The 18,853-nt window shown below is 53.2% G+C and carries 20 protein-coding genes, 2 tRNA genes and 1 riboswitch; of the genes, 18 read left to right on the forward strand and 4 right to left on the reverse strand.

What is annotated here, in order from left to right:
• The first annotated feature begins 722 nt into the window (after nucleotides 1-722).
• Nucleotides 723-847: riboswitch (TPP riboswitch) on the forward strand.
• A 100-nt stretch (nucleotides 848-947) separates the two neighbouring features.
• From Q0796_RS14310 to Q0796_RS14350, 9 genes are all read left to right on the forward strand, one after another.
• Entirely contained in the window at nucleotides 948-3,059 is a 2,112-nt protein-coding gene (locus Q0796_RS14310; protein ID WP_298444388.1) for a TonB-dependent receptor, read from the forward strand.
• Between the two features lie 11 nt (nucleotides 3,060-3,070).
• On the forward strand, nucleotides 3,071-3,331 hold the full coding sequence (locus tag Q0796_RS14315) for a YkoF family thiamine/hydroxymethylpyrimidine-binding protein (RefSeq protein WP_298444390.1): 261 nt from the start codon (nucleotides 3,071-3,073) through the stop codon (nucleotides 3,329-3,331).
• Between the two features lie 34 nt (nucleotides 3,332-3,365).
• Nucleotides 3,366-3,944: a nicotinamide riboside transporter PnuC gene (pnuC, locus tag Q0796_RS14320; RefSeq protein ID WP_298444454.1), complete on the forward strand. Its 579-nt coding sequence runs from the start codon at nucleotides 3,366-3,368 to the stop codon at nucleotides 3,942-3,944.
• A complete protein-coding gene (locus tag Q0796_RS14325) occupies nucleotides 3,928-4,776 on the forward strand; it encodes a phosphotransferase (RefSeq protein WP_298444392.1) in 849 nt (282 codons plus the stop codon). Before pnuC ends, Q0796_RS14325 begins: the two co-directional genes overlap by 17 nt.
• 29 nt (nucleotides 4,777-4,805) lie before the next feature.
• The gene (locus Q0796_RS14330) at nucleotides 4,806-5,648 is read left to right on the forward strand and encodes a DUF6279 family lipoprotein (protein ID WP_298444394.1); all 843 of its coding nucleotides are present in this window, start codon (nucleotides 4,806-4,808) and stop codon (nucleotides 5,646-5,648) included.
• Nucleotides 5,649-5,701: 53 nt separating this feature from the next.
• Complete coding sequence (locus Q0796_RS14335) at nucleotides 5,702-6,289, forward strand: DoxX family protein (RefSeq protein ID WP_298444396.1); 588 nt, start codon at nucleotides 5,702-5,704, stop codon at nucleotides 6,287-6,289.
• 81 nt (nucleotides 6,290-6,370) lie between these two features.
• Nucleotides 6,371-7,780: an Ada metal-binding domain-containing protein gene (locus Q0796_RS14340; RefSeq protein ID WP_298444398.1), complete on the forward strand. Its 1,410-nt coding sequence runs from the start codon at nucleotides 6,371-6,373 to the stop codon at nucleotides 7,778-7,780.
• Nucleotides 7,780-8,259 (forward strand): methylated-DNA--[protein]-cysteine S-methyltransferase, encoded by a 480-nt coding sequence (locus Q0796_RS14345; protein WP_298444400.1) that lies wholly within the window; start codon nucleotides 7,780-7,782, stop codon nucleotides 8,257-8,259. Before Q0796_RS14340 ends, Q0796_RS14345 begins: the two co-directional genes overlap by 1 nt.
• Before the next feature lie 53 nt (nucleotides 8,260-8,312).
• A complete protein-coding gene (locus tag Q0796_RS14350) occupies nucleotides 8,313-8,861 on the forward strand; it encodes an NAD(P)H nitroreductase (protein WP_298444401.1) in 549 nt (182 codons plus the stop codon).
• A 4-nt stretch (nucleotides 8,862-8,865) separates the two neighbouring features.
• On the opposite strand, the gene Q0796_RS14355 is transcribed toward Q0796_RS14350, so the two are convergent.
• Complete coding sequence (locus Q0796_RS14355; protein ID WP_298444403.1) at nucleotides 8,866-9,951, reverse strand: SMP-30/gluconolactonase/LRE family protein; 1,086 nt, start codon at nucleotides 9,949-9,951, stop codon at nucleotides 8,866-8,868.
• Nucleotides 9,952-10,194: 243 nt separating this feature from the next.
• On the opposite strand from Q0796_RS14355, the gene Q0796_RS14360 reads away from it, so the two are divergent.
• A complete protein-coding gene (locus Q0796_RS14360; protein ID WP_298444405.1) occupies nucleotides 10,195-11,385 on the forward strand; it encodes an ectonucleotide pyrophosphatase/phosphodiesterase in 1,191 nt (396 codons plus the stop codon).
• Nucleotides 11,386-11,506: 121 nt separating this feature from the next.
• On the opposite strand, the gene Q0796_RS14365 is transcribed toward Q0796_RS14360, so the two are convergent.
• A tRNA-Ser gene (locus Q0796_RS14365) sits at nucleotides 11,507-11,594 on the reverse strand.
• Nucleotides 11,595-11,771: 177 nt separating this feature from the next.
• A tRNA-Ser gene (locus tag Q0796_RS14370) sits at nucleotides 11,772-11,859 on the reverse strand.
• A gap of 390 nt (nucleotides 11,860-12,249) precedes the next feature.
• Between Q0796_RS14370 and Q0796_RS14375 the strand changes: the two genes are divergently transcribed.
• Nucleotides 12,250-13,200: a putative sulfate exporter family transporter gene (locus Q0796_RS14375; RefSeq protein ID WP_298444407.1), complete on the forward strand. Its 951-nt coding sequence runs from the start codon at nucleotides 12,250-12,252 to the stop codon at nucleotides 13,198-13,200.
• Here the strand turns inward: Q0796_RS14375 and Q0796_RS14380 are convergent.
• On the reverse strand, nucleotides 13,185-13,331 hold the full coding sequence (locus Q0796_RS14380) for a hypothetical protein (protein WP_298444408.1): 147 nt from the start codon (nucleotides 13,329-13,331) through the stop codon (nucleotides 13,185-13,187). The two genes, Q0796_RS14375 and Q0796_RS14380, sit on opposite strands and share 16 nt — an antisense overlap.
• 201 nt (nucleotides 13,332-13,532) lie before the next feature.
• Between Q0796_RS14380 and Q0796_RS14385 the strand changes: the two genes are divergently transcribed.
• From Q0796_RS14385 to Q0796_RS14415, 7 genes are all read left to right on the forward strand, one after another.
• Nucleotides 13,533-13,895, forward strand: coding sequence for a hypothetical protein (locus tag Q0796_RS14385; protein ID WP_298444410.1), 363 nt, complete (start codon nucleotides 13,533-13,535; stop codon nucleotides 13,893-13,895).
• A 166-nt stretch (nucleotides 13,896-14,061) separates the two neighbouring features.
• Entirely contained in the window at nucleotides 14,062-14,877 is an 816-nt protein-coding gene (locus tag Q0796_RS14390; RefSeq protein ID WP_298444412.1) for a phosphate ABC transporter substrate-binding protein, read from the forward strand.
• 68 nt (nucleotides 14,878-14,945) lie between these two features.
• On the forward strand, nucleotides 14,946-15,860 hold the full coding sequence (pstC, locus tag Q0796_RS14395) for a phosphate ABC transporter permease subunit PstC (RefSeq protein WP_298444414.1): 915 nt from the start codon (nucleotides 14,946-14,948) through the stop codon (nucleotides 15,858-15,860).
• Nucleotides 15,860-16,705 carry a phosphate ABC transporter permease PstA gene (gene pstA / locus Q0796_RS14400; RefSeq protein ID WP_298444415.1) on the forward strand — a complete coding sequence of 282 codons (846 nt, stop codon included), beginning with the start codon at nucleotides 15,860-15,862 and terminating at the stop codon, nucleotides 16,703-16,705. The genes pstC and pstA overlap by 1 nt, the downstream gene beginning before the upstream one ends.
• A gap of 26 nt (nucleotides 16,706-16,731) precedes the next feature.
• The gene (gene pstB, locus Q0796_RS14405; RefSeq protein WP_298444417.1) at nucleotides 16,732-17,481 is read left to right on the forward strand and encodes a phosphate ABC transporter ATP-binding protein PstB; all 750 of its coding nucleotides are present in this window, start codon (nucleotides 16,732-16,734) and stop codon (nucleotides 17,479-17,481) included.
• A gap of 140 nt (nucleotides 17,482-17,621) precedes the next feature.
• Nucleotides 17,622-17,948: a TM2 domain-containing protein gene (locus tag Q0796_RS14410; RefSeq protein ID WP_298444419.1), complete on the forward strand. Its 327-nt coding sequence runs from the start codon at nucleotides 17,622-17,624 to the stop codon at nucleotides 17,946-17,948.
• A 221-nt stretch (nucleotides 17,949-18,169) separates the two neighbouring features.
• On the forward strand, nucleotides 18,170-18,802 hold the full coding sequence (locus Q0796_RS14415) for a YchE family NAAT transporter (RefSeq protein WP_298444421.1): 633 nt from the start codon (nucleotides 18,170-18,172) through the stop codon (nucleotides 18,800-18,802).
• The last annotated feature ends 51 nt before the right edge of the window (nucleotides 18,803-18,853 follow it).

Here is an 18,853-nt window from a genome sequence, read left to right on the forward strand (position 1 = left end):
ACGGCCCCGCCTGTCGGGGCTTTTTTGTGCCACAAGAACAATGTTCGTTGCGTAGCCATGCAGCTTACCTTCTTAACGGTTTCGCCTGTTGTGGCTGGCATTGGCGTGGATGAAAACAATTGCTGGCGCATAGTTATTCGTTTTGATTGCGTGCAATCGCTCTTGGCGAAAGTGGCCGTGAACGGCGCTGTTGTTACTGTTCGCTGTTGCATCATTGTTATGATTTGTCTGGCTTTTTAGCTCAATTATTCGCATTAGAAAAACTATTATTTTATCCCAATAAAAGTAGGGATCAGTAACAGTGGATAAACGGTTGAGTGCGATCAAGATCAAAGTTTAACCACCCCCCGGCGTTACAATGCGCACATCTTGAAGGCCTAATTTGATGGAACGAGTTAAGGCCAACGACACCAGTTTTAATAATTTAATTGAGTGAATGCAGCCATGACCGATTTTATCCTGTCCGCCCCAGCCCTTCTGACTCTGCTTGCCGTAGTCGTATTGATTGGTGGCGAATTCCACACCAGCGAAACCATGCCAAAGCTGTGGAAAATGTAATCACAACTTGGCGGTGTTAACCCCAAAGCGTTAAACACCGCAGTTGCCCAAAAAAAGCCGATCAGATGATCGGCTTTTTTTGTGACTGAATTTCAACAGCGCGGAATAACAACCGTAATTTCATTCATGTGGATTGCCAGCAGCTCCGGCTTGTCGATATACTTGCCGCTGCCTCGGGGTGTGTAACTGACAATGTGGCTAAGCCCATTGTCGACTGAGATCCGCAACTGCGGAAACCCGTGAACCTGATCCGGATAGTACCGGCGTAGGAATGGCTGCCACATGCACGTTTTATCCAGCACGGATACCGTACTCCCTTTGTGGCTCAATTCTTTACCCCTTCTGCTTTATCCCGATCGCACGTTTTGTTAATTATTGGATGTACTAACATGCGACGTTCCGTTTTAGCTTTAGCTGTTGTGGCTGCATTTTCTGCCAGCGCTGAAGAATCGATTGAAACCATCACTGTTACCGCCGATCTGCGTAACATCGAATTGTCCCAGTTGCCGGGTTCGGCCACCGTTGTGGGTGAAATGCAGCTGGCGGATGAAGGTGGTGAACACTTTGAACAGATCCTCGATACCATTCCCAACCTGAACTGGTCCGGAGCCACCTCGCGCCCCCGCTATTTCCAAATTCGCGGTGTGGGCGAACAAGAGGAATACCAAGGCGCCCCCAACAGCTCGGTTGGTTTTGTGGTGGATGACATCGACTTGTCTGGCCTTGGCATGGCCGCCAGTTTGTACGATCTGTCGCAAGTGGAAGTGCTGCGTGGCCCCCAAGGCACCCAATATGGGGCGAACGCACTGGCTGGCCTGATCTACGTGAAAAGCAAAGATCCAACCCAAGGGTTTGAATCTGGGGTAACCGCCACCTTAGCGCAGGACGATCAGCAAACCGTGGGCGGCTACGTTTCTGGCGCCGCAACGGATGAGTTGAGCTACCGCATGGTGCTGCACTCGAATCAGCAAAATGGCTTTCGCGACAACAGCTACCTTGGCCGTGACGACACCAACAAACGTGACGAGCTGACTTTCCGCACCAAGTTACTGTGGCAACCAAGCGACAATCTGGAAGCCAAGCTCACCTTCTTACACGCGGATCTTGATAACGGCTACGACGTATGGACGTTGGACAATAACGGTTTTGACACCACCAGCGATGAGCCCGGTGAAGATTCCCAGCGTACTAATGGTGCCTCACTTAATGTGCGAGTTGGCGTTACCGACAAAATGTCGCTTACGTCCATCACCAGCTGGACTAACACCCACGCCACCCACGCCTATGATGGCGATTGGGCTAACTCAGATGAGTGGGCAGGGAAGCTGTGTAACGACTATGCCGGTGGTTTTGAGGCTTGCCAATACGATTACACTTGGGCTAAAGAACAACGACGCGACACCGTTAGCCAAGAGCTGAGGTTAAGTTCGGAGCAGGCGGGGCGGATCTTTAATGACAGTACCGATTGGTTGGTTGGGGTGTACGCCAGTCGTCTGCGTGAAGATAACGATCTGAACAGCTTCTATAACGGCTTTGCCGATGAAGCGCTGAAATCCAGCTACCAGGCAGAAAATGCGGCGCTGTTTGGTCAGCTTGATACCACCTTAGGCGATTGGGTGTTGTCTGCGGGCTTGCGTTTTGAGCAGTGGGACGCGGATTACAGTGACGATGCTGGCGAGCGTTTTAAGCCAGAGGAAGATATGTGGGGCGGCCACCTATCAGCCACTTACCGCTGGAATGAAGATCATAACAGTTACGTACGAGTTGCACGGGGTTACAAGGCTGGCGGCTTTAACATGGGCCTGCCGGATTACCTTAGCACCAATACCGAATACGATTCTGAAACGTTGTACAACTATGAAATTGGCCTGAAGAGCACTTGGCTCAATGGCGATTTGCACAGCAACATAGCGCTGTTCTACATGGATCGGAAAGATCAGCAGGTGGAAGCCTCAATTCAAGATCCGACCGATCCACAGCGGTTTGTGCTTTACACCAATAACGCCACCGATTCGAGTAACTACGGTGCGGAAGTGGAAATGAGCTACCAGCTGCATCGCGACTTAGAGTTGCATGGCAGCGTTGGCTGGTTGGAAACGGAATACGACAATTACGTGGTTACCTTGAGTGAAACCGAAGAACGTGACTTGTCTGGCCGCGAACTCGCTCACGCCCCAAGCTATCAATTCGCCGTGGGCGCCACCTACCGTAACGATTTGGGTTGGTTTGGTAACATCAACCTCAGCGGCAAAGACAAGTTCTATTACTCCGACACCAACGATTCGCAATCCAAGGCGTACCAATTGTTAGACGCCAAGGTGGGCTACGAAGCGATGGATTGGTCGGTGTATTTGTGGGGACGCAACATCACCGATGAAAAATACGGGGTGCGTGGCTTCTTCTTTGGCAACGAACCGGATCAAGACTGGGCGGCGAAGCAGTACATTCGTTACGGCGATCCGCAGCAGTTTGGCATTACCTTTAACTACCACTTCATGTAAGGAACAACACCATGCAACTGAGTGTTGAAATTAGCCTGTACCCGCTTAAAGACAACTATCTGGAAGTGATCCAGTGGTTTATTGAGCGTTTAAAGGCGTACCCACAGATCCAACGCCACACAAATGGCATGAGCACCCAACTTGGCGGTGATTATGATCAAGTGATGGCGCTGCTGGCCAAGGAGATGAAGGCCGCACACGAGCAATGGGGTAAGGAAGTGTTTGTCTGTAAGTTCATTACTGGCGGAGTAAACCTTGACCACAGTGAGTGATTGGTTAAGCGGGATCTTTGCCGATGCCGCGGTAATGACTGGCTGGGAAGCGGTAGCGGTGGTGTTGGCCATCGCTTACTTGCTGCTGGCGATGCGACAAAACTTATGGTGCTGGGCGGCTGCGGCAGCCAGCACCATGATCTACACCTTACTGTTTTGGCATGTGTCGTTGCTGATGGAATCGGCATTGAACGTGTTTTATCTGGTGATGGCCGCAGTTGGTTTTTACCAATGGCGCTATGGCGGCGGCAATGGCAGCGGTACGCCGTTGGTCAGCTGGAGCAGCCAACGCCACGCCATGACCATCGGCGCCACTGCCGTGATTGGCTTGTTGCTGGGTTACATCATGGATCGCAACACCAGCGCCGATTTCGCTTATTTAGATGCGCAAACCACCTGCTTTGCGGTACTGGCAACTTGGATGCTGGCCAAAAAAGTGGTGGAAAATTGGCTCTATTGGGTCGTGATCGATGCGGTGTCGATTTATCTCTACCTGAACAAAGGCTTAGCCCTTACTGCTGCGCTGTTTGTGGTGTACGTGGTGCTGGCGGCGATGGCATATCGCCAATGGGAACAACAGTTACACGGCCAAATTGATGGCCAATCTGCCTGAACAACTGTGGCATCAAGCGATGCCACAGTTTCCTCTTTCTGCGCTGGTGCCGTTAGCGGGCGCCAGCGCCAATCAGCTTTATTTGGTGGATGCCGGCCTGCGCCAGTGGGTGTTGCGGCTGCACGGCAACGACAATCAGTTTGCGGTAAATCGCGATCATGAACGCCGCTGTTGGCAAGCCTGCGCGCAGGCGAATTTAGCGCCGCCACTGCACTATTGGTCGATGGATAATCGCTTCTGCATCAGCGAATTTTGTGGCATTGAACCACCGCAATTACAGCCCGAGCCGTTGGCCCAGTTGCTGCAACGGCTGCATCAACTGGATGGGATCGGTGCCGCCATCGATTATCAGCAAGAGATCCTAGGCTACCTGCAAGGGGTGGATCACACTGCGTTAGCGCCTTATCTGGCGCAACTGCCCCATTGGCTTTCGCTGCTGCACCGCAGCCAGCTAGCGTTAACGTGGTGCCACCGCGATCTGCACCGTGGCAATATTCGCCAATGCGATGGGCGTTATCTGGTGCTGGATTTTGAATACGCCGCCTACGCCCACCCTTTATTTGATCTGGCCCAAGCTCAGGCGCAATTGCCTGCCGCGCAGCAAGCGAGTTTGGTCCAGCGTTATTATCAATTGCGGCAGCAGCCATTTGACCTTGATGAACAACAAGCGCTGCACAGCGCGAGCGCAATTTGGCAACTGACGAACGCCGCATGGGCATTGCGGATGCTGCAGCAAGCGAACCACAACAACAGCGATCCTCTGCAACATACCGATACAGCTTTGGTGCAAAACTGGTATCGCACCGCAGTAGATTGGCTTAACCTCAATTAACGTTAATTGAATGTTGCCAAGGAGATGCGGTGCGCCAGTGGATTGTTGCAGTAACCCTATTGTTTGTACTGAGCGGTTGCAGTGCTCGCTTTGTTTACAACTGGATGGATTGGATTGTGCCGTGGGAGGTGGACGATTACGTTGATCTGAACCGCAGCCAAAGCAAGCAACTGGATGCCATTATCGAGCGCACCTTAGCGTGGCATCGAGTGAACGAATTGCCGCAATACATCGATCACCTCGACAGCTTAACTGCCCAGCTCAGCAGCCCCATTAGTGCCGATCATATACAGCAGCAGCTCGACCGCTTTGGCAGCCACTGGAATCGTTTATACGATCACCTGTTGCCAGACATTATTCCGCTAGTGCAAAGCTTATCGGAGAAACAGGTGGCGCAGATCCTCAGCACGGTGCAAGAGGAAGAGGATGAGCTGCGACAAGAGTACAGCGAACTCAGCCTGAACGAGCGCATCGCCAAATCCAATACGTCGATGCGTAAAGGCATGAAAAAGCGCATCGGTCGGCTAACCGCAGAACAAAAGCAGTTGATTGAGCAATACAACGAAGCCCGCCATCGTTCACTGCAGCAGTGGTTCAGCTATCGCGATCGCTACATGGCGTTGTTGCGCTTAGCGCTAACCGAGCGCAGTAATACCGAAGCGTTGGTGGCGCGATTGCAATTACTGTTAATCGATTACGATCAACTAAAGTCGAAAGAGCACAAACAATTGTTGGAATACAATCAGCAGCTGTTTATTGCCAATTTAGCGGCCATTCACCACAGCCTAACCGATAAGCAAATGAAGAAGCTTATTAGTGACTTAACCACATTGCGCGATGATTTTGCTTACTTGGCGGCAAAGGCGCAATAAAAGCCGAATCGTGGCGGTCTAGTTGTACAGGTTGGTATTTAAGGACACTCAATATGCAAGCAATCGTACAACTGTGGCAACGCCTGTTCGCCAAAACGCAAATCGCCGAAGGGTTAGCCCCATTGGCGCTGCGGCTTTACTTAGCGCCGGTGTTGATGCAGGCCGGTTACAACAAACTGAGCCATTTTGAAGATACCGCTGCATGGTTTGGTAATCCGGATTGGGGCTTGGGTTTGCCGATGCCAGAAGTGATGGCGGCGTTAGCGGCGGGCACGGAATTGTTTGGTGGCGCGTTGTTGTTGGTGGGGTTGTTGACGCGGTTAGTGGCGCTGCCAATGATGGTGACCATGTTAGTGGCTGCGTTTGCGGTGCACTGGGAAAACGGCTGGTTGGCGATCGCCGACAGCAGCTCTTGGTTAGCGAATGAGCGGGTACTGGATGCCGCTGACAAATTAAGTCGCGCCAAAGAGATTTTACAAGAAAACGGCAACTACGACTGGCTGACGAGCTCAGGCAACGTGGTGATCTTAAATAACGGCATCGAGTTCGCGATGACATACTTCATTATGTTGTTGGCGCTGTTCTTTATGGGCGGCGGCAGATACACCAGCGTTGATTACTGGTTAACTCGCAAAGGCTGAGCGTTAAGATCCGCCCAGCCCGCATTAGTCTTGTCCGAAATTGGCTAGTGCATAAAGGTCGTCATGGTTATGCTGCTAATCATGACGACCTTACTGTTATCGGCGCAGCAATGCCGCCAAGCGCGACTGGCCAAGGATCCCCGTTTTGATGGGCGCTTCTTTACCGGCGTACACACCACCAAAATTTACTGCCGCAGCGTCTGCCCCGTGCATCCCCCATTGGAAAAAAACGTCAGTTATTTTGCGACTGCTGCCGCTGCAGAGCAGGCGGGCTTGCGCCCCTGTTTACGCTGTCGGCCAGAATTGGCGCCGCCAGGTGCCGATTGGCGTAGCCATCAACCGCGATTAAGTCGAGCGATGACGCTGCTGCAAAGCCAGCAAGTGCAGGGGGTAGCGCAGTTAGCCCAAGCGTGTTTTATCAGCGAGCGGCAGTTGCGCCGTTTGTTCCAGCAGCACATCGGTGTATCGCCGTTGCAAGTGTTGCAAACAGAACGGTTATTGCAGGCCAAGCAACTGCTGACCGACACCCAATTAGCCATCACCGATGTGGCCTACGCCAGTGGTTATCAAAGTGTGCGCCGTTTTAACGATGCCTTTGTGCACCATTATCGACTCGCCCCCAGTCGCTTTAGAAAACAAGAGAACCACAGCGTGAACAATAACCTACAGCTGCGATTGCCTTACCGCGCCCCGTTTGATTACGACACCTTGCTGGGCTTTTTTCGGGCGCGCGCCATTGATGGCTTGGAGTGGTGTGAAGGCGATCGCTTCTACAAGCGTTTGTCTGCCGAGCAGCAACTGTGTGTGTCGCCAGGGCAGGGGGAGTTGTTGGTTGAACTGACCGGCATTGGCCCGCAACAGCTAAGCGATGTGCGCTTACGCTTGCGGCGGATGTGGGATCTGGATGCGGATCCACAGGTAATTGAAGCACATCTACAGCGCACCCCAGCACTGGCGGCGATAATCGCTCGTTATCCGGGTCAGCGTGTTGGCGCTTATTACGATGGCTGGGAAGCGCTGTTGCGAGCGATACTCGGCCAGCAAGTGACGATAGAAGCGGGGCGCAAGCTGTTATCGGCATTGGTGCTGATAAATCAGCAGGCGGGCGGTTTTGGTTTACCAAGCCCAGCGCAGTTAGCGCAATTGGATTTGACGGCGCTGGGCATGCCCGGCAGTCGCAAACAAACCTTGCTGCGGGTGGCTGTTGCGGCGCAATCGTGGCAATTAGATCAGTGGCCGGATCCGGCAGAGATCGCCGCCCCGCTGTTGGCGCTAAAAGGAATAGGCCCATGGACGGTCGCTTATTGGCGCTTACGCAGTGGTGCCGATCCCGACAGTTTGCCCGACGGCGATGTGGTGCTGCGTAAGGCCGCGAAGCAACAGGGGTTAGCCGACGACAGCAAACAGTTAATCGCCGCCGCAAGCGCCTGGCAGCCGTGGCGCAGTTACGCCACCAATCTATTGTGGCTCAGCACGTTGGAAGAGAAATAATGCATTACAGCGAAATCGACAGCCCGATGGGCACAGTACTGATCGTTGGCAGTGAGCAAGGCTTGCATGCGGTGAGTTTTCAACAGGGCAGCCAACCATTGGCCATTGCCGCGGACTGGCAACGAGACGATCAGGCGCTGTGCGCCGCCCGAACTCAGTTGCAACAGTATTTTGCGGGGCAACGGCAGCAGTTTGAGCTGGCGTTGGCGCCCGTTGGCACCGAGTTTCAGCGGCAAGTGTGGCAGGCACTGTGCCAGATCCCTTATGGGACGACCGCCAGTTATGGCCAGATCGCCAGCGCCATTGGTAAGCCCAAAGCGGTGCGGGCACTGGGGGCCGCGAACGGCAAAAATCCGATTGCGGTGGTGATCCCTTGTCATCGCGTGATTGGTGCCAATGGCAGTTTGACCGGTTATGCCGGTGGCCTTGAATTAAAACAGCAATTGCTGCAATTGGAACAGCCAGATCTGCTGAATTGATTGCGGTACCATAGGCTAAATGCGAATCAACGCTATTTAACAAGGATGTCTTTATGGATGCTCAGCAGCTGCTGCTTAATCGCCATTCTCAACCCCGGCTAACCGCGCCGGGCCCATCGCCGCAGCAGTTAGAACTCCTGCTGCAAGCGGCGTTACGCGCCCCGGATCATGCCATGCTAAAACCCTATGAGTTTGTGGTGGCGCAGCAAGAGGGGTTAAATCGGTTAGGTGAGATCTTCTATCAGGCGGCGCAAGCAGCAGGGCAAGAGGGGGAGGCGTTAGCGCGCGCTCGGTTGTTGCCAACGCGGGCGCCGATGGTGATAACCGTGATTGCCAAAGTAACCGAGCATCCGAAAGTGCCGACGGTGGAACAACACATTACCGCCGGTTGTGCCACGTTACAGATGCAACAGATGGCGCTCTCGCTGGGGTTGGGTGGCTTTTGGCGTACCGGCAGTTACGCCCGTGATCCCTATGTGCGCCAGGCTTTAGGCGCCCAAGGTAACGATGAAATCGTTGGATTTCTCTATCTGGGCACGCCAATGAAAGCCACCAGCGCCAGTGCTGGCAAAGATCCTGCCCAGTACTGGCGCGAGCTGTAACGAGTTACCACAGGGTTTTGATCGGCCACGGCAACATGGCGATGGCCGGTTCATGCAAGCTGGAGATATAGAGAGTGTCGCCGATCCGCTCGGCCCCAGTGATGTGGGCATAACTCCCTTCTGGATCTTGCAGGTTGTAGCGGATCTCGCCAGCGGCATCAAAGCCGATCAGGTGGCCATATCGGCTGGCTTGTGGTCGTAAGAAAGCGGGCAGCCGTTGCACCAGTTTTCGGATCGCCGGTTTATCGGCAATGCTGTCTAACAGGGCATTTCGCGGGGAAACTAAGCCCAACCAGTAGGTGCCATCACTATCGCGACTTAGGTTGTCGGGAAAGCCCGGCAAGTTCTCTAAAAACACCTCGGTTTGCCCCTGTTTGGCTCCGCGCAGGTACAGTTTTAGTACTCGATAATGGCCGGTTTCGGTGATCAATAAGCTGTTGTCGTTGTCGGCCAATTCAATGCCGTTGGTGAAGTTCAGTTTGGTCAGCAGTACTCGGGCGTGGCCACTGGAGGGATCAAACTTAATCACTCGTCCACTGCCGCCGTGTTCGTTGATGTCGATAAGGCTGGTTTCGTAGGTGCCGTAATCGGCGGCGGCGTGACGGGTGCTGGATTCTGACATAAACACGGTGCCATCGGCGGCAAGCGCTAATGAATTGGCGTAGCGAAGGGGTTCGCCCGCCACTTCAGTTAATACGGTTTGCAACTGCCCAGTATTGGTTAAGCGCAGCAACCCTTGGTAGGCGTCGGCAATATAGAGGTTGTCGTCGTGATCAAAACGCAGCCCCAGTGGGCGACCGTTGGTGTTGGCAACAATGTCGATGCCATCGGCGGTTAGCCTGCCGATGTCGCCATTACTTAAGCCAAAATAGAGCTGCTGTTTACTGTTGCTGGCAAAGCCTTCTGGCCCCGGTGCTGGGGTGTTGAGTCGCTCAAGCTGCGCCAAATGTTGATTGGGGTTAAAGGGCAGTTGATAGCCGCGATCGATAGGGGGCTGCCAAGTTGTCGGTTCAATGGGTACGGGCCATAAACTTAAATAGGCCAATAGCGCCACCACGGCTGAGGCAACGGCAAGCTTCCATGCTGGCATTGTTACATCCTGTTGTTGAGGTTATTGCTAAGATCGGCAAAAGCGGCCACGCAGTAAAGAGGAAAGCTGCCACATTAAGCCTTTCTTATCTCTATAACTGCTATGGGCAATCTCTGCATCGACTTCAGTGAATGTCGGTTGCAATGATATGGTGGCATTGATCCCATTAAATAAGGATATACGCCGGTGGCAAAGTGGCTGAAATTTATCGCATGGATACTGATATTTGGGGTTAGTCATGGCGTGGCAGCAGAATTAAAGCCGCACCTATTACTGATTTCGATTGATGGGTTACGTTGGGATTACCTGCAACGGCATCAGCCGACGAACTTGCTGCAACTGGCGGCGAACAGCGCCAAAGTAGAGCGGTTGTTGCCGGCTTACCCCAGCAAGACCTTCCCTAATCATCTGAGTTTGGTGACCGGCTTATACCCCGAGCACCACGGCATCATTTCGAACCATTTTTATAACCCCACCCTTGGCCGCAGCTACAGCTTGCGGGATCCCAGTGCGGTTACCGATGGCCGCTTCTATTCGGGGGTGCCAATTTGGTCGTTAGCCGAACAGCAGGGGCTAACCAGTGCGGTCTATTTTTGGCCGGGCTCGGAAGCAAAAATCGCGGATCAGCGCCCCAGTTATTATCAGCAGTATTCCAATCGCGTCAGCCATAAGCAGCGAATTGAGCAGGTGATTCGCTGGTTGTCGCTGCCAGAGGCACAACGACCACAGTTTGTGGCGCTGTATTTCTCGGCGGTGGACTCGGCTGGGCATAAATATGGCCCTGAACACGCCAACACGGGGAAGGCGTTACGACAGCTTGATCGTCAACTAGGGCAGTTGTTTCGCGCATTGGCCGCGTTGCCGATAGCAGTAAACGTGGTGCTGACTTCGGATCACGGCATGCGGGAGGTTAGCCAGATGCCAACGTTGCTATTGGATCAGCGGTGGCGTAAATGGCGGCAGCTGCGCTCGGCCTTTAAGGTGATGGGCAGCGGTGCCTTGGTGCAGTTTTATCATCAAGGCAAAGGGGATAAAGCCGCCGATCTGGCTAAGCTTGGCAAGATGTTGGCGGGTCATCGGGACAGCCAATTTTATCTGCGTGAGCAGATCCCCGCAGGGCTGCACTTCTCTGCCCACGAGGCGATAGGCGATGCGGTGTTGCTCAGCGACAGCCATTACCTGACTTACAGCAACGCCCGCTCCAGACCCAAGGGCAATCATGGGTTTGATCCCAATCAGGTGGCCGCAATGCAAACCTTGTTGCTGGCCTCTGGCCCCGCCTTCGATCCCACTCAAACCATCGCCCGTGCTGATAATGTGCACCTGTATCCGCTGATGGCAGCGGTTTTGGGATTAACGATCAACACGCCCATTGATGGTGAACTGCACGTGCTGGCGCCACTGTTAAGGCATAAGGACAGCCCGTCACTTTGATGCACTAAGGGACGGGAAATAGCTGGGCGGACAAGGAGTGCGGTGGCGAAGGGCAGCGCTTCCGTACGGCAGCAGAAACGAACAACGCCCCGCACTTGCGTGCGGGGCGTTGTTGTTAATATGGCGGTCAGGGAGAGATTCGAACTCTCGATACGTTGCCGTATACACACTTTCCAGGCGTGCTCCTTCAGCCACTCGGACACCTGACCTTGTTGTTTGTGTTTAGCGAGTCGTCACTCGGGTCGAAACCTTACGTAGGCTGAAGAACCACGTTAGGCGTGCTTGATACCACGGTTGCTTTGCAACGAGCAGCCATTCAAACACAAGACCTTGCGATGTTTATCGAGTTCGCACTCCAGTCGTTTAATGAGGACTTAACTCGAAGATGGCGGTCAGGGAGAGATTCGAACTCTCGATACGTTGCCGTATACACACTTTCCAGGCGTGCTCCTTCAGCCACTCGGACACCTGACCTTGTTTGTGTTTAACGAGTCGTCACTCGGATCAAAACCTTACGTAGGCTGAAGAACCACACGAGGCGTGCCTGACTCTGCCATTGCTTTGCAACGGGCAGCGACGAAGACACCAGATCTATTGATGTTTATCGAGTTCTCACTCAGTGACTGAATCGGTTTCCGTCCTCAGCAACGGGGCGTAACTTTACGGTTGGTCGGCGTCAGGGTCAAGCCTTGTTGCTGCAGAATGTGCTCAAGTGCTTACACACTCACCAACTCGTTGAAATTACGGTCGCTGCTGCGGTTGCGCTGTGCTGTTTTTCGGCAGCGCAATGAGGCCAAGTGTTGTGGAATGGCAGTGAAGCCGCAGCGTAATCATTGGAAAAACGATATAATTCGCGCTCTGTTAATGGCTGGAAAACAAATTTTGCTGTCTCGAGTGGTACAACGCCCCAGCGATTGGGGCTTTTGGTTGGTGGCATTGCTGTGTTTGTTGCCATTGGTTAATTCGCCGATGGCGTTGATGTTTGGCTTGGTATTGGCCACGGTTGGCTGGGTGCCCCAAGGGGTTTCGGTTAGCGCCTTGGCAAAAAAGTTGCTGGGTTGGTCGATCATCGGTTTAGGTTTTGGCATTCAGCTAGAGCAGGCGTTGCAGATCAGTTGGGACAGCCTAGGGCTGATCCTTACCACCATTTTTGGCACCTTAGCGGTTGGGCTCTTATTGGCGCGGCTGCTTAAGGTGGAACGAACCACCGGCCACTTGATCGCGTCGGGTACCGCAATTTGCGGCGGCAGTGCCATTGCCGCGGTGGCGCCAGCCATCAACGCCGATGACAGCAAAACCTCGGTGGCGTTGGCAACGGTCTTTGTTCTGAACGCCATTGCGCTGTTTATCTTCCCTGTGATTGGCCACTACCTTGAACTGAGCCAGCATCAATTTGGCTTATGGGCGGCGATTGCGATCCACGATACCTCATCGGTGGTTGGCGCAGCCGGTGCCTATGGCGATGAAGCGTTGGCGGTTGCCACCACGGTTAAGCTGGCTCGAGCACTGTGGATCATTCCGGTGGCGATGCTGAGCGCGCTGTGGTTTCAGCGCAAGGGCGCCACAACCAAGGTGCCCACCTTTATCTTGTTGTACGTAGCCGCAATGATTTTTGCTTGGGCAGTACCGATGGCAGAGCCGTTTTATCAGCTGATTTTCCAAGGCAGTAAACGGTTAATGGTGCTGTGCTTGTTTCTGATAGGGGCGGGGATCACGCTGAAGAAATTGCAACAGGCTGGGCGGCAACCGTTGCTGCTTGGGATCAGTTTGTGGTTGTTGGTTAGCACCACCTCGCTGGCTTATTTGTGGTTCTGAGCGCGCCACAGCAAGGTGGCCACCACCACAGTGAACAGCGTTAATTCAATCAGCGCCAGCAGCAGCCCTTGGGTCAATAGCGCGGCACCGATGCCGATGGGTAAGGCCAATAGTTGCGGCGGGAACTTCACTGTATCTCCTTGAGGCGATTTATCCTGCAGCTATGGTGACGCTCCGCCGTCGCCGTCTCAACATCGCTTTGCTATAAGCCAGTGCGGTTCGGACTAAGTGCACGGTTCCCAGCAGAGATAAGGAAAACGTGATGGTTAAGCTGCTAATTAACAACAGCGTTTCGCTATACTGTGGCCTCGGTTTCAGCTTACTTTCTTATTATGTTCACCAAACTGTTAATCACCGCGGCGATCGTTGCTGTTATGTTCTGGCTGGCGAAACGCAAGCGCCAACCCGCTGCGGCTAAGCCACTGCCCTCGACGGCCGCCGTTACCTTGCAACGGTTAGCGCCGCTGTTTGCCATTGTGGTGTTGCTGCTGAGCGCGGCATGGATGGGCTACGGCTGGCAACAAGATCAGCAATTGCTGTTGGTTACCGTTACCTCTGCCCAAGGCGAAGTCGCCGAATATCAGGTGAAGAAAGGCCAATTGCAGGGGCGCCGCTTAGTGACAGTGGATGGCCTACAGGTGGAGCTCAGCCAGCTGGACCGGGTTGAAGTGGCGCCACTAGATAGCCAACAATAGCCCCAAAATAAGGGGCTGCTACTTATCTACTTGATTGATTTTAAATGAATAGCTGTCGGTGACATCAAAGCTGCATACAAATGAAATATTACTGTAATGGTATTTTGGCTTAATGCCGTGGCGCCTCTCGAAGAAGAGGCAACACAAGGACATTAAGGTACCCACCATGAAAAAATTTGTAGTTTGCGCATTGGCGTTAGCCTCTGTCTTCACCGCTAATAACGCTATCGCGAAAGACACCATCACCATCTCTGGCTCCACTTCCGTAACCGGTGTGATGGAAGTGTTGGCTGAAACCTACAGCAACAAAACGGGGATCGCCGTTGAAGTGCAGGGCACTGGCTCTTCGGCGGGGATCCGCGCCGCCAATGAAGGCACCTCGATGCTGGGCATGTCTTCACGCAATGTGAAAGACAGCGAAAAACGCGCTGGGCTGGTTGAAACCATCATCGCCCGTGATGGCATCGCCGTTGCGGTGAACAACAACAACCCACTGAAAGAGCTGACCACCGAGCAGATCGCCGCCATCTACAAAGGCGAAATCAAAAACTGGCAACAGGTTGGCGGCAAGCCCGGCCCGATTGTAGTCGTTACCCGTGATACCGCCTCTGGCACCCGTGGCGCGTTTGAATCCATCCTTAAACTGAAGCGCAAAATTAACGGCATGAAAGTCAGTGCCATTACCCCTCGCGCGCAAGTAGGCAACGGCAACGGCATGGTGAAAACCATGGTGGCGAACAACGCGAATGCCATCGGTTACATCTCTTTAGGCTCGGTGGATCAATCACTGCGCGCGGTGAATGTAAACGGCGCCGAAGCCAGTGTGGCCGCCATCCAAGCCGGTCGTTACCCGATTGCACGTCCTTTCATCCTGTTAGCGGATGAAAACGCTCCGAAGTTAGCCCAAGAGTTTACAAGCTGGGTTTTGTCTGCCGACGCTCAGAAAATCGTGGCCAGCAAAGGCTACGTGGCACTGCAGTAACACCGCTTGATTACGCTGCTGACAGCCACAGGGCTGTCAGCTTTTGCGGCTCTATAGGATTTTAACTTATGACAATTGCCCAAAGTAGCGCTGAACCGATGGCGATGGCGCAGCTGCTAGCCAGCTCGAAGCGTCGTGAAATCATGGAACGCCTGTTCCATGGGCTGTTCCTGCTGAGTGCATTTATTGGGGTGGTGTCGGTAGGCATCATCGGCTTTTTCCTTATTAAAGAAAGTGTTGCTGCGGTTCAGTTTGCTGGCGTAGACGAGATCCTGTTTGGCATGGAGTGGTTACCTCCTGCCCTTTACGGCATCGCCCCGATGATTGTCGGTACCTTATTGTCTACGTCCGTGGCGATTGTGATTGGGGTGCCGGTGGGGCTGTTAACCGCCATTTTTTTAGCCGAAATTGCCCCTGCGTCACTGGCTAAGTACATGCGTCCAGCCATTGAATTGCTGGCGGGGATCCCATCGGTGGTGTACGGCTTCTTTGGTTTGGTGGTGATAGTGCCACTGATTGAACAGCTGTTTGAGGTGCCCTCTGGCGCTACGGTGCTGGCTGGCTCGGTGGTGTTGGCCGTGATGATTTTGCCAACGGTGATTGCGGTATCAGAAACCTCTATCCGTGCCTTACCTCCGCAATATAAAGAAGCCTCTTTGGCACTGGGCGCATCGCAGATCTACACCATTTTTAATGTGTTATTACCGGCGGCGCGTTCGGGGATCTTTACCGGCATCATCTTAGGCATTGCACGCGCGATTGGCGAAACCATGGCGATCATTATGGTGATGGGCAATGCCCCGGCCATGCCTGAGGGGATCTTAGAGTCGGCACGCTCGTTAACCGCCAACATCGCCCTAGAGATGTCTTACGCCACCGGCGTGCATGCCAGTGCGTTGTACGCAACGGGCGTGGTGCTGCTGCTGTTTGTGATGCTGCTCAACGCCAGCTTGATGTTCATTAACCGTGAGATAGCCAAATAATGTTTAGTCGAGATAACACCGACCGGCTGTTGCTGGGCCTGATCTGGGGCTCTGCCATCGTCACCATGGCCTTTCTGATTTGGATTTTGTTTTACATTGTCAGTAACGGTTTGAGCTTTGTTGACTGGCACTTTATTACCGACAACTACACCCGCACCGGAGCCGAAGCGGGGATCTGGCCAATGATTGTCTCCACCTTATACATGGTGTTGCTGTCGGTGGCGATTGCCGCGCCTATCGGCATCATGACCGCCATTTACCTAACTGAATACGCCAAGCCTGGCAGCCATATTGTGGCGCTGATCCGTTTTTGCACTGAATCCTTAGCGGGCATTCCCTCAATCATTTATGGCCTGTTTGGATTGACATTTTTTGTCTCGATCATGGGCTTGGGGTTCTCCATTTTGGCGGGGGCACTGACGTTGTCGATGTTGATTCTGCCGGTGATCATCCGCACCAGTGAAGAAGCGATCATGGCGGTGCCTGTAGCCTATCGGGAAGCCTCTTTTGGCTTGGGGGCATCGCGTTTATACACCGTGGTACGAGTGATTTTGCCTGCGGCGATGCCGGGCATTGTCACTGCGTTGATTCTGTCGATTGGCCGCATCATTGGCGAATCGGCGCCGGTGTACTTAACCGCAGGCATGGTGGCCAACATACCGGAGTCGGTGTTCGATTCTGGCCGTACCTTAACGGTACACCTGTACATGCTCACCACCGAACTCTACACCCAACACGATTGGGATATGGCGTTTGCTACGGCAACCGTGTTGATTGTGGTGGTGCTGATGATCAACCTATTCACCAAGTTTGTGTCGAGCCAATTTAGCAAGGCCACCTACTAACGACTGCGGTCACTGAGTTTAAGACGATGAATACCTTTGAAATTGAAAACTTAGATCTGTTCTACGGCGATAACCAAGCGTTAAAAAGCATTAACTTAGCCATTCCCCGCAAGCAGGTAACCGCGTTTATTGGCCCTTCGGGCTGCGGTAAATCCACCTTGCTGCGCACCTTGAACCGGATGAATGATCTGATCCCAGGAGTCCGCATCGACGGTAAGGTAAAGATGGATGGCGCCGACGTTTACGGTGACATCGACGTACGTAAATTACGGATGCGCTGCGGCATGGTGTTTCAAAAGCCCAACCCATTCCCAATGAGCATCTACGAAAACGTAGCGTACGGGCAAAAGGCCCAAGGCAAAACCAACAAAAAAGAGTTAGACGCCATTGTGGAGGAAGCCCTGCGCGGGGCGGCGTTGTGGGATGAAGTGAAAGATCGTTTAGATGGCCATGCCTTTGGGTTGTCTGGTGGGCAGCAGCAACGTTTGTGCATTGCTCGCACCATTGCCATGAAGCCGGACGTGATCCTAATGGATGAACCCACCTCGGCGTTGGATCCCATCGCCACCAAAAAAATTGAAGATCTGATGGAGGATCTGCGCCAAGAGTTTACCGTGGTGATTGTAACCCACTCGATGGCACAGGCGCGGCGCATTGCCGACAAAACCGCTTTTTTCTTAATGGGGGAATTGGTGGAACATGGCCACACCAAGCAGATTTTTTCAGAGCCTGAAGATCGTCGCACCCACGGCTACATTACTGGTGATTTTGGCTAGTAACGGCGGCTAAAGCCAGAGCGAAACGGCGCATAATGCGCCGTTTTTTATTGCTTTTTCAAACTGTGAGCTGACGCTGCGATTTCAGCGTACAACTGTACTTATAATGGCAAAATACACCAACAACCAATAGCGCCGTTATGCCTCGCCACCTTTGCCCTCATTGTCACCAAAGCACTCAATTGGATTTGGCCTTATGCCAGCATTGCCATACCGCCCTGCATCTGGAAGGCTTGGCTGGAGTGGATCCCAAAGCCGTTGTGCGCAGCCAATACCTAGCACAGCGTTACAGCCTGTTCCTTGGCTCCTTTGGGGTACATAAGTTTTATCTGGGCGAGCGCCTGCAAGGCGGTCTCTATCTGGCTTTTTGCTGGACACTGGTGCCGACCTTCTTAAGCGTGCGCGACAGCGCCAAAATGGCCCGGATGGAACCGGAACAGTTTCAGCGGCGTTGGTGCGTAAATTAATCCCTAGCAGCGGTCTGGCTGACGGTCGCGTAATGGGGATTGGCCTCTATACTTAGGGGCAAATTTCATAGGCAGAATTCGCGCCGAATCGACGTTGAATTTGAATTAGAAAAACTAATTCAAACTGGCGTTTTTTGGCGATATTTTTCATTGTTTTCTGTCGCTGAATTCTCCTAAAGTATGCGCGTTTTCTTTGGCCCCTAATTGCGAGACACTGCCTTGTGGATCTGACGCTTTATTTACAATTTTTCTTGGGTTTGGTGGCGATCATCAACCCCATCGGCCTGCTGCCAGTATTTGTGACCTTAACCAGTCACCAAACCGAAGCAGAACGCCGCCGTACTGCGGCGGTGGCCAACTTTGCCACGGTCATTATCTTGGTGGTGACCCTGTTTGCTGGTCAGGCCATTCTGGATATGTTCAGTATCTCGATCCCAGCGTTTCGAATTGCTGGCGGTACCCTAATTTTGTTTATCGCTATGTCGATGTTGCAAGGTAAGTTGGGTGAGGTAAAACACAACCAAGCGGAAGACCGCGAATCGGCGACCAAAGATTCGGTGGCCGTGGTGCCGCTGGCACTGCCGTTAATGGCTGGCCCCGGTGCGATCAGTTCGGTGTTGGTGTTTTCATCCCAGCACAGCCAACCAACCGAAATGGTGGGAATGGCACTGTGTTTGGTGACCGTAGGCGTATTAAGCTGGGCGGTATTTCGGATGGCACCGATCATCTTCAAGATCTTGGGTCAAACCGGCATTAACGTTATTACCCGTATTATGGGTCTGTTGATGTTGTCGATTGGCATTGAAGTGATCGCCGCAGGCTTAAAAGGCGTGTTCCCTATCTTGGCCAACTGATTGCCGTGGCTTATGGCGGCAATGACGCCGCGAGCAACAAAAACCGGCCCA

The organism is uncultured Ferrimonas sp., assembly GCF_947489035.1.
Classification (GTDB): Bacteria; Pseudomonadota; Gammaproteobacteria; order Enterobacterales; family Shewanellaceae; genus Ferrimonas.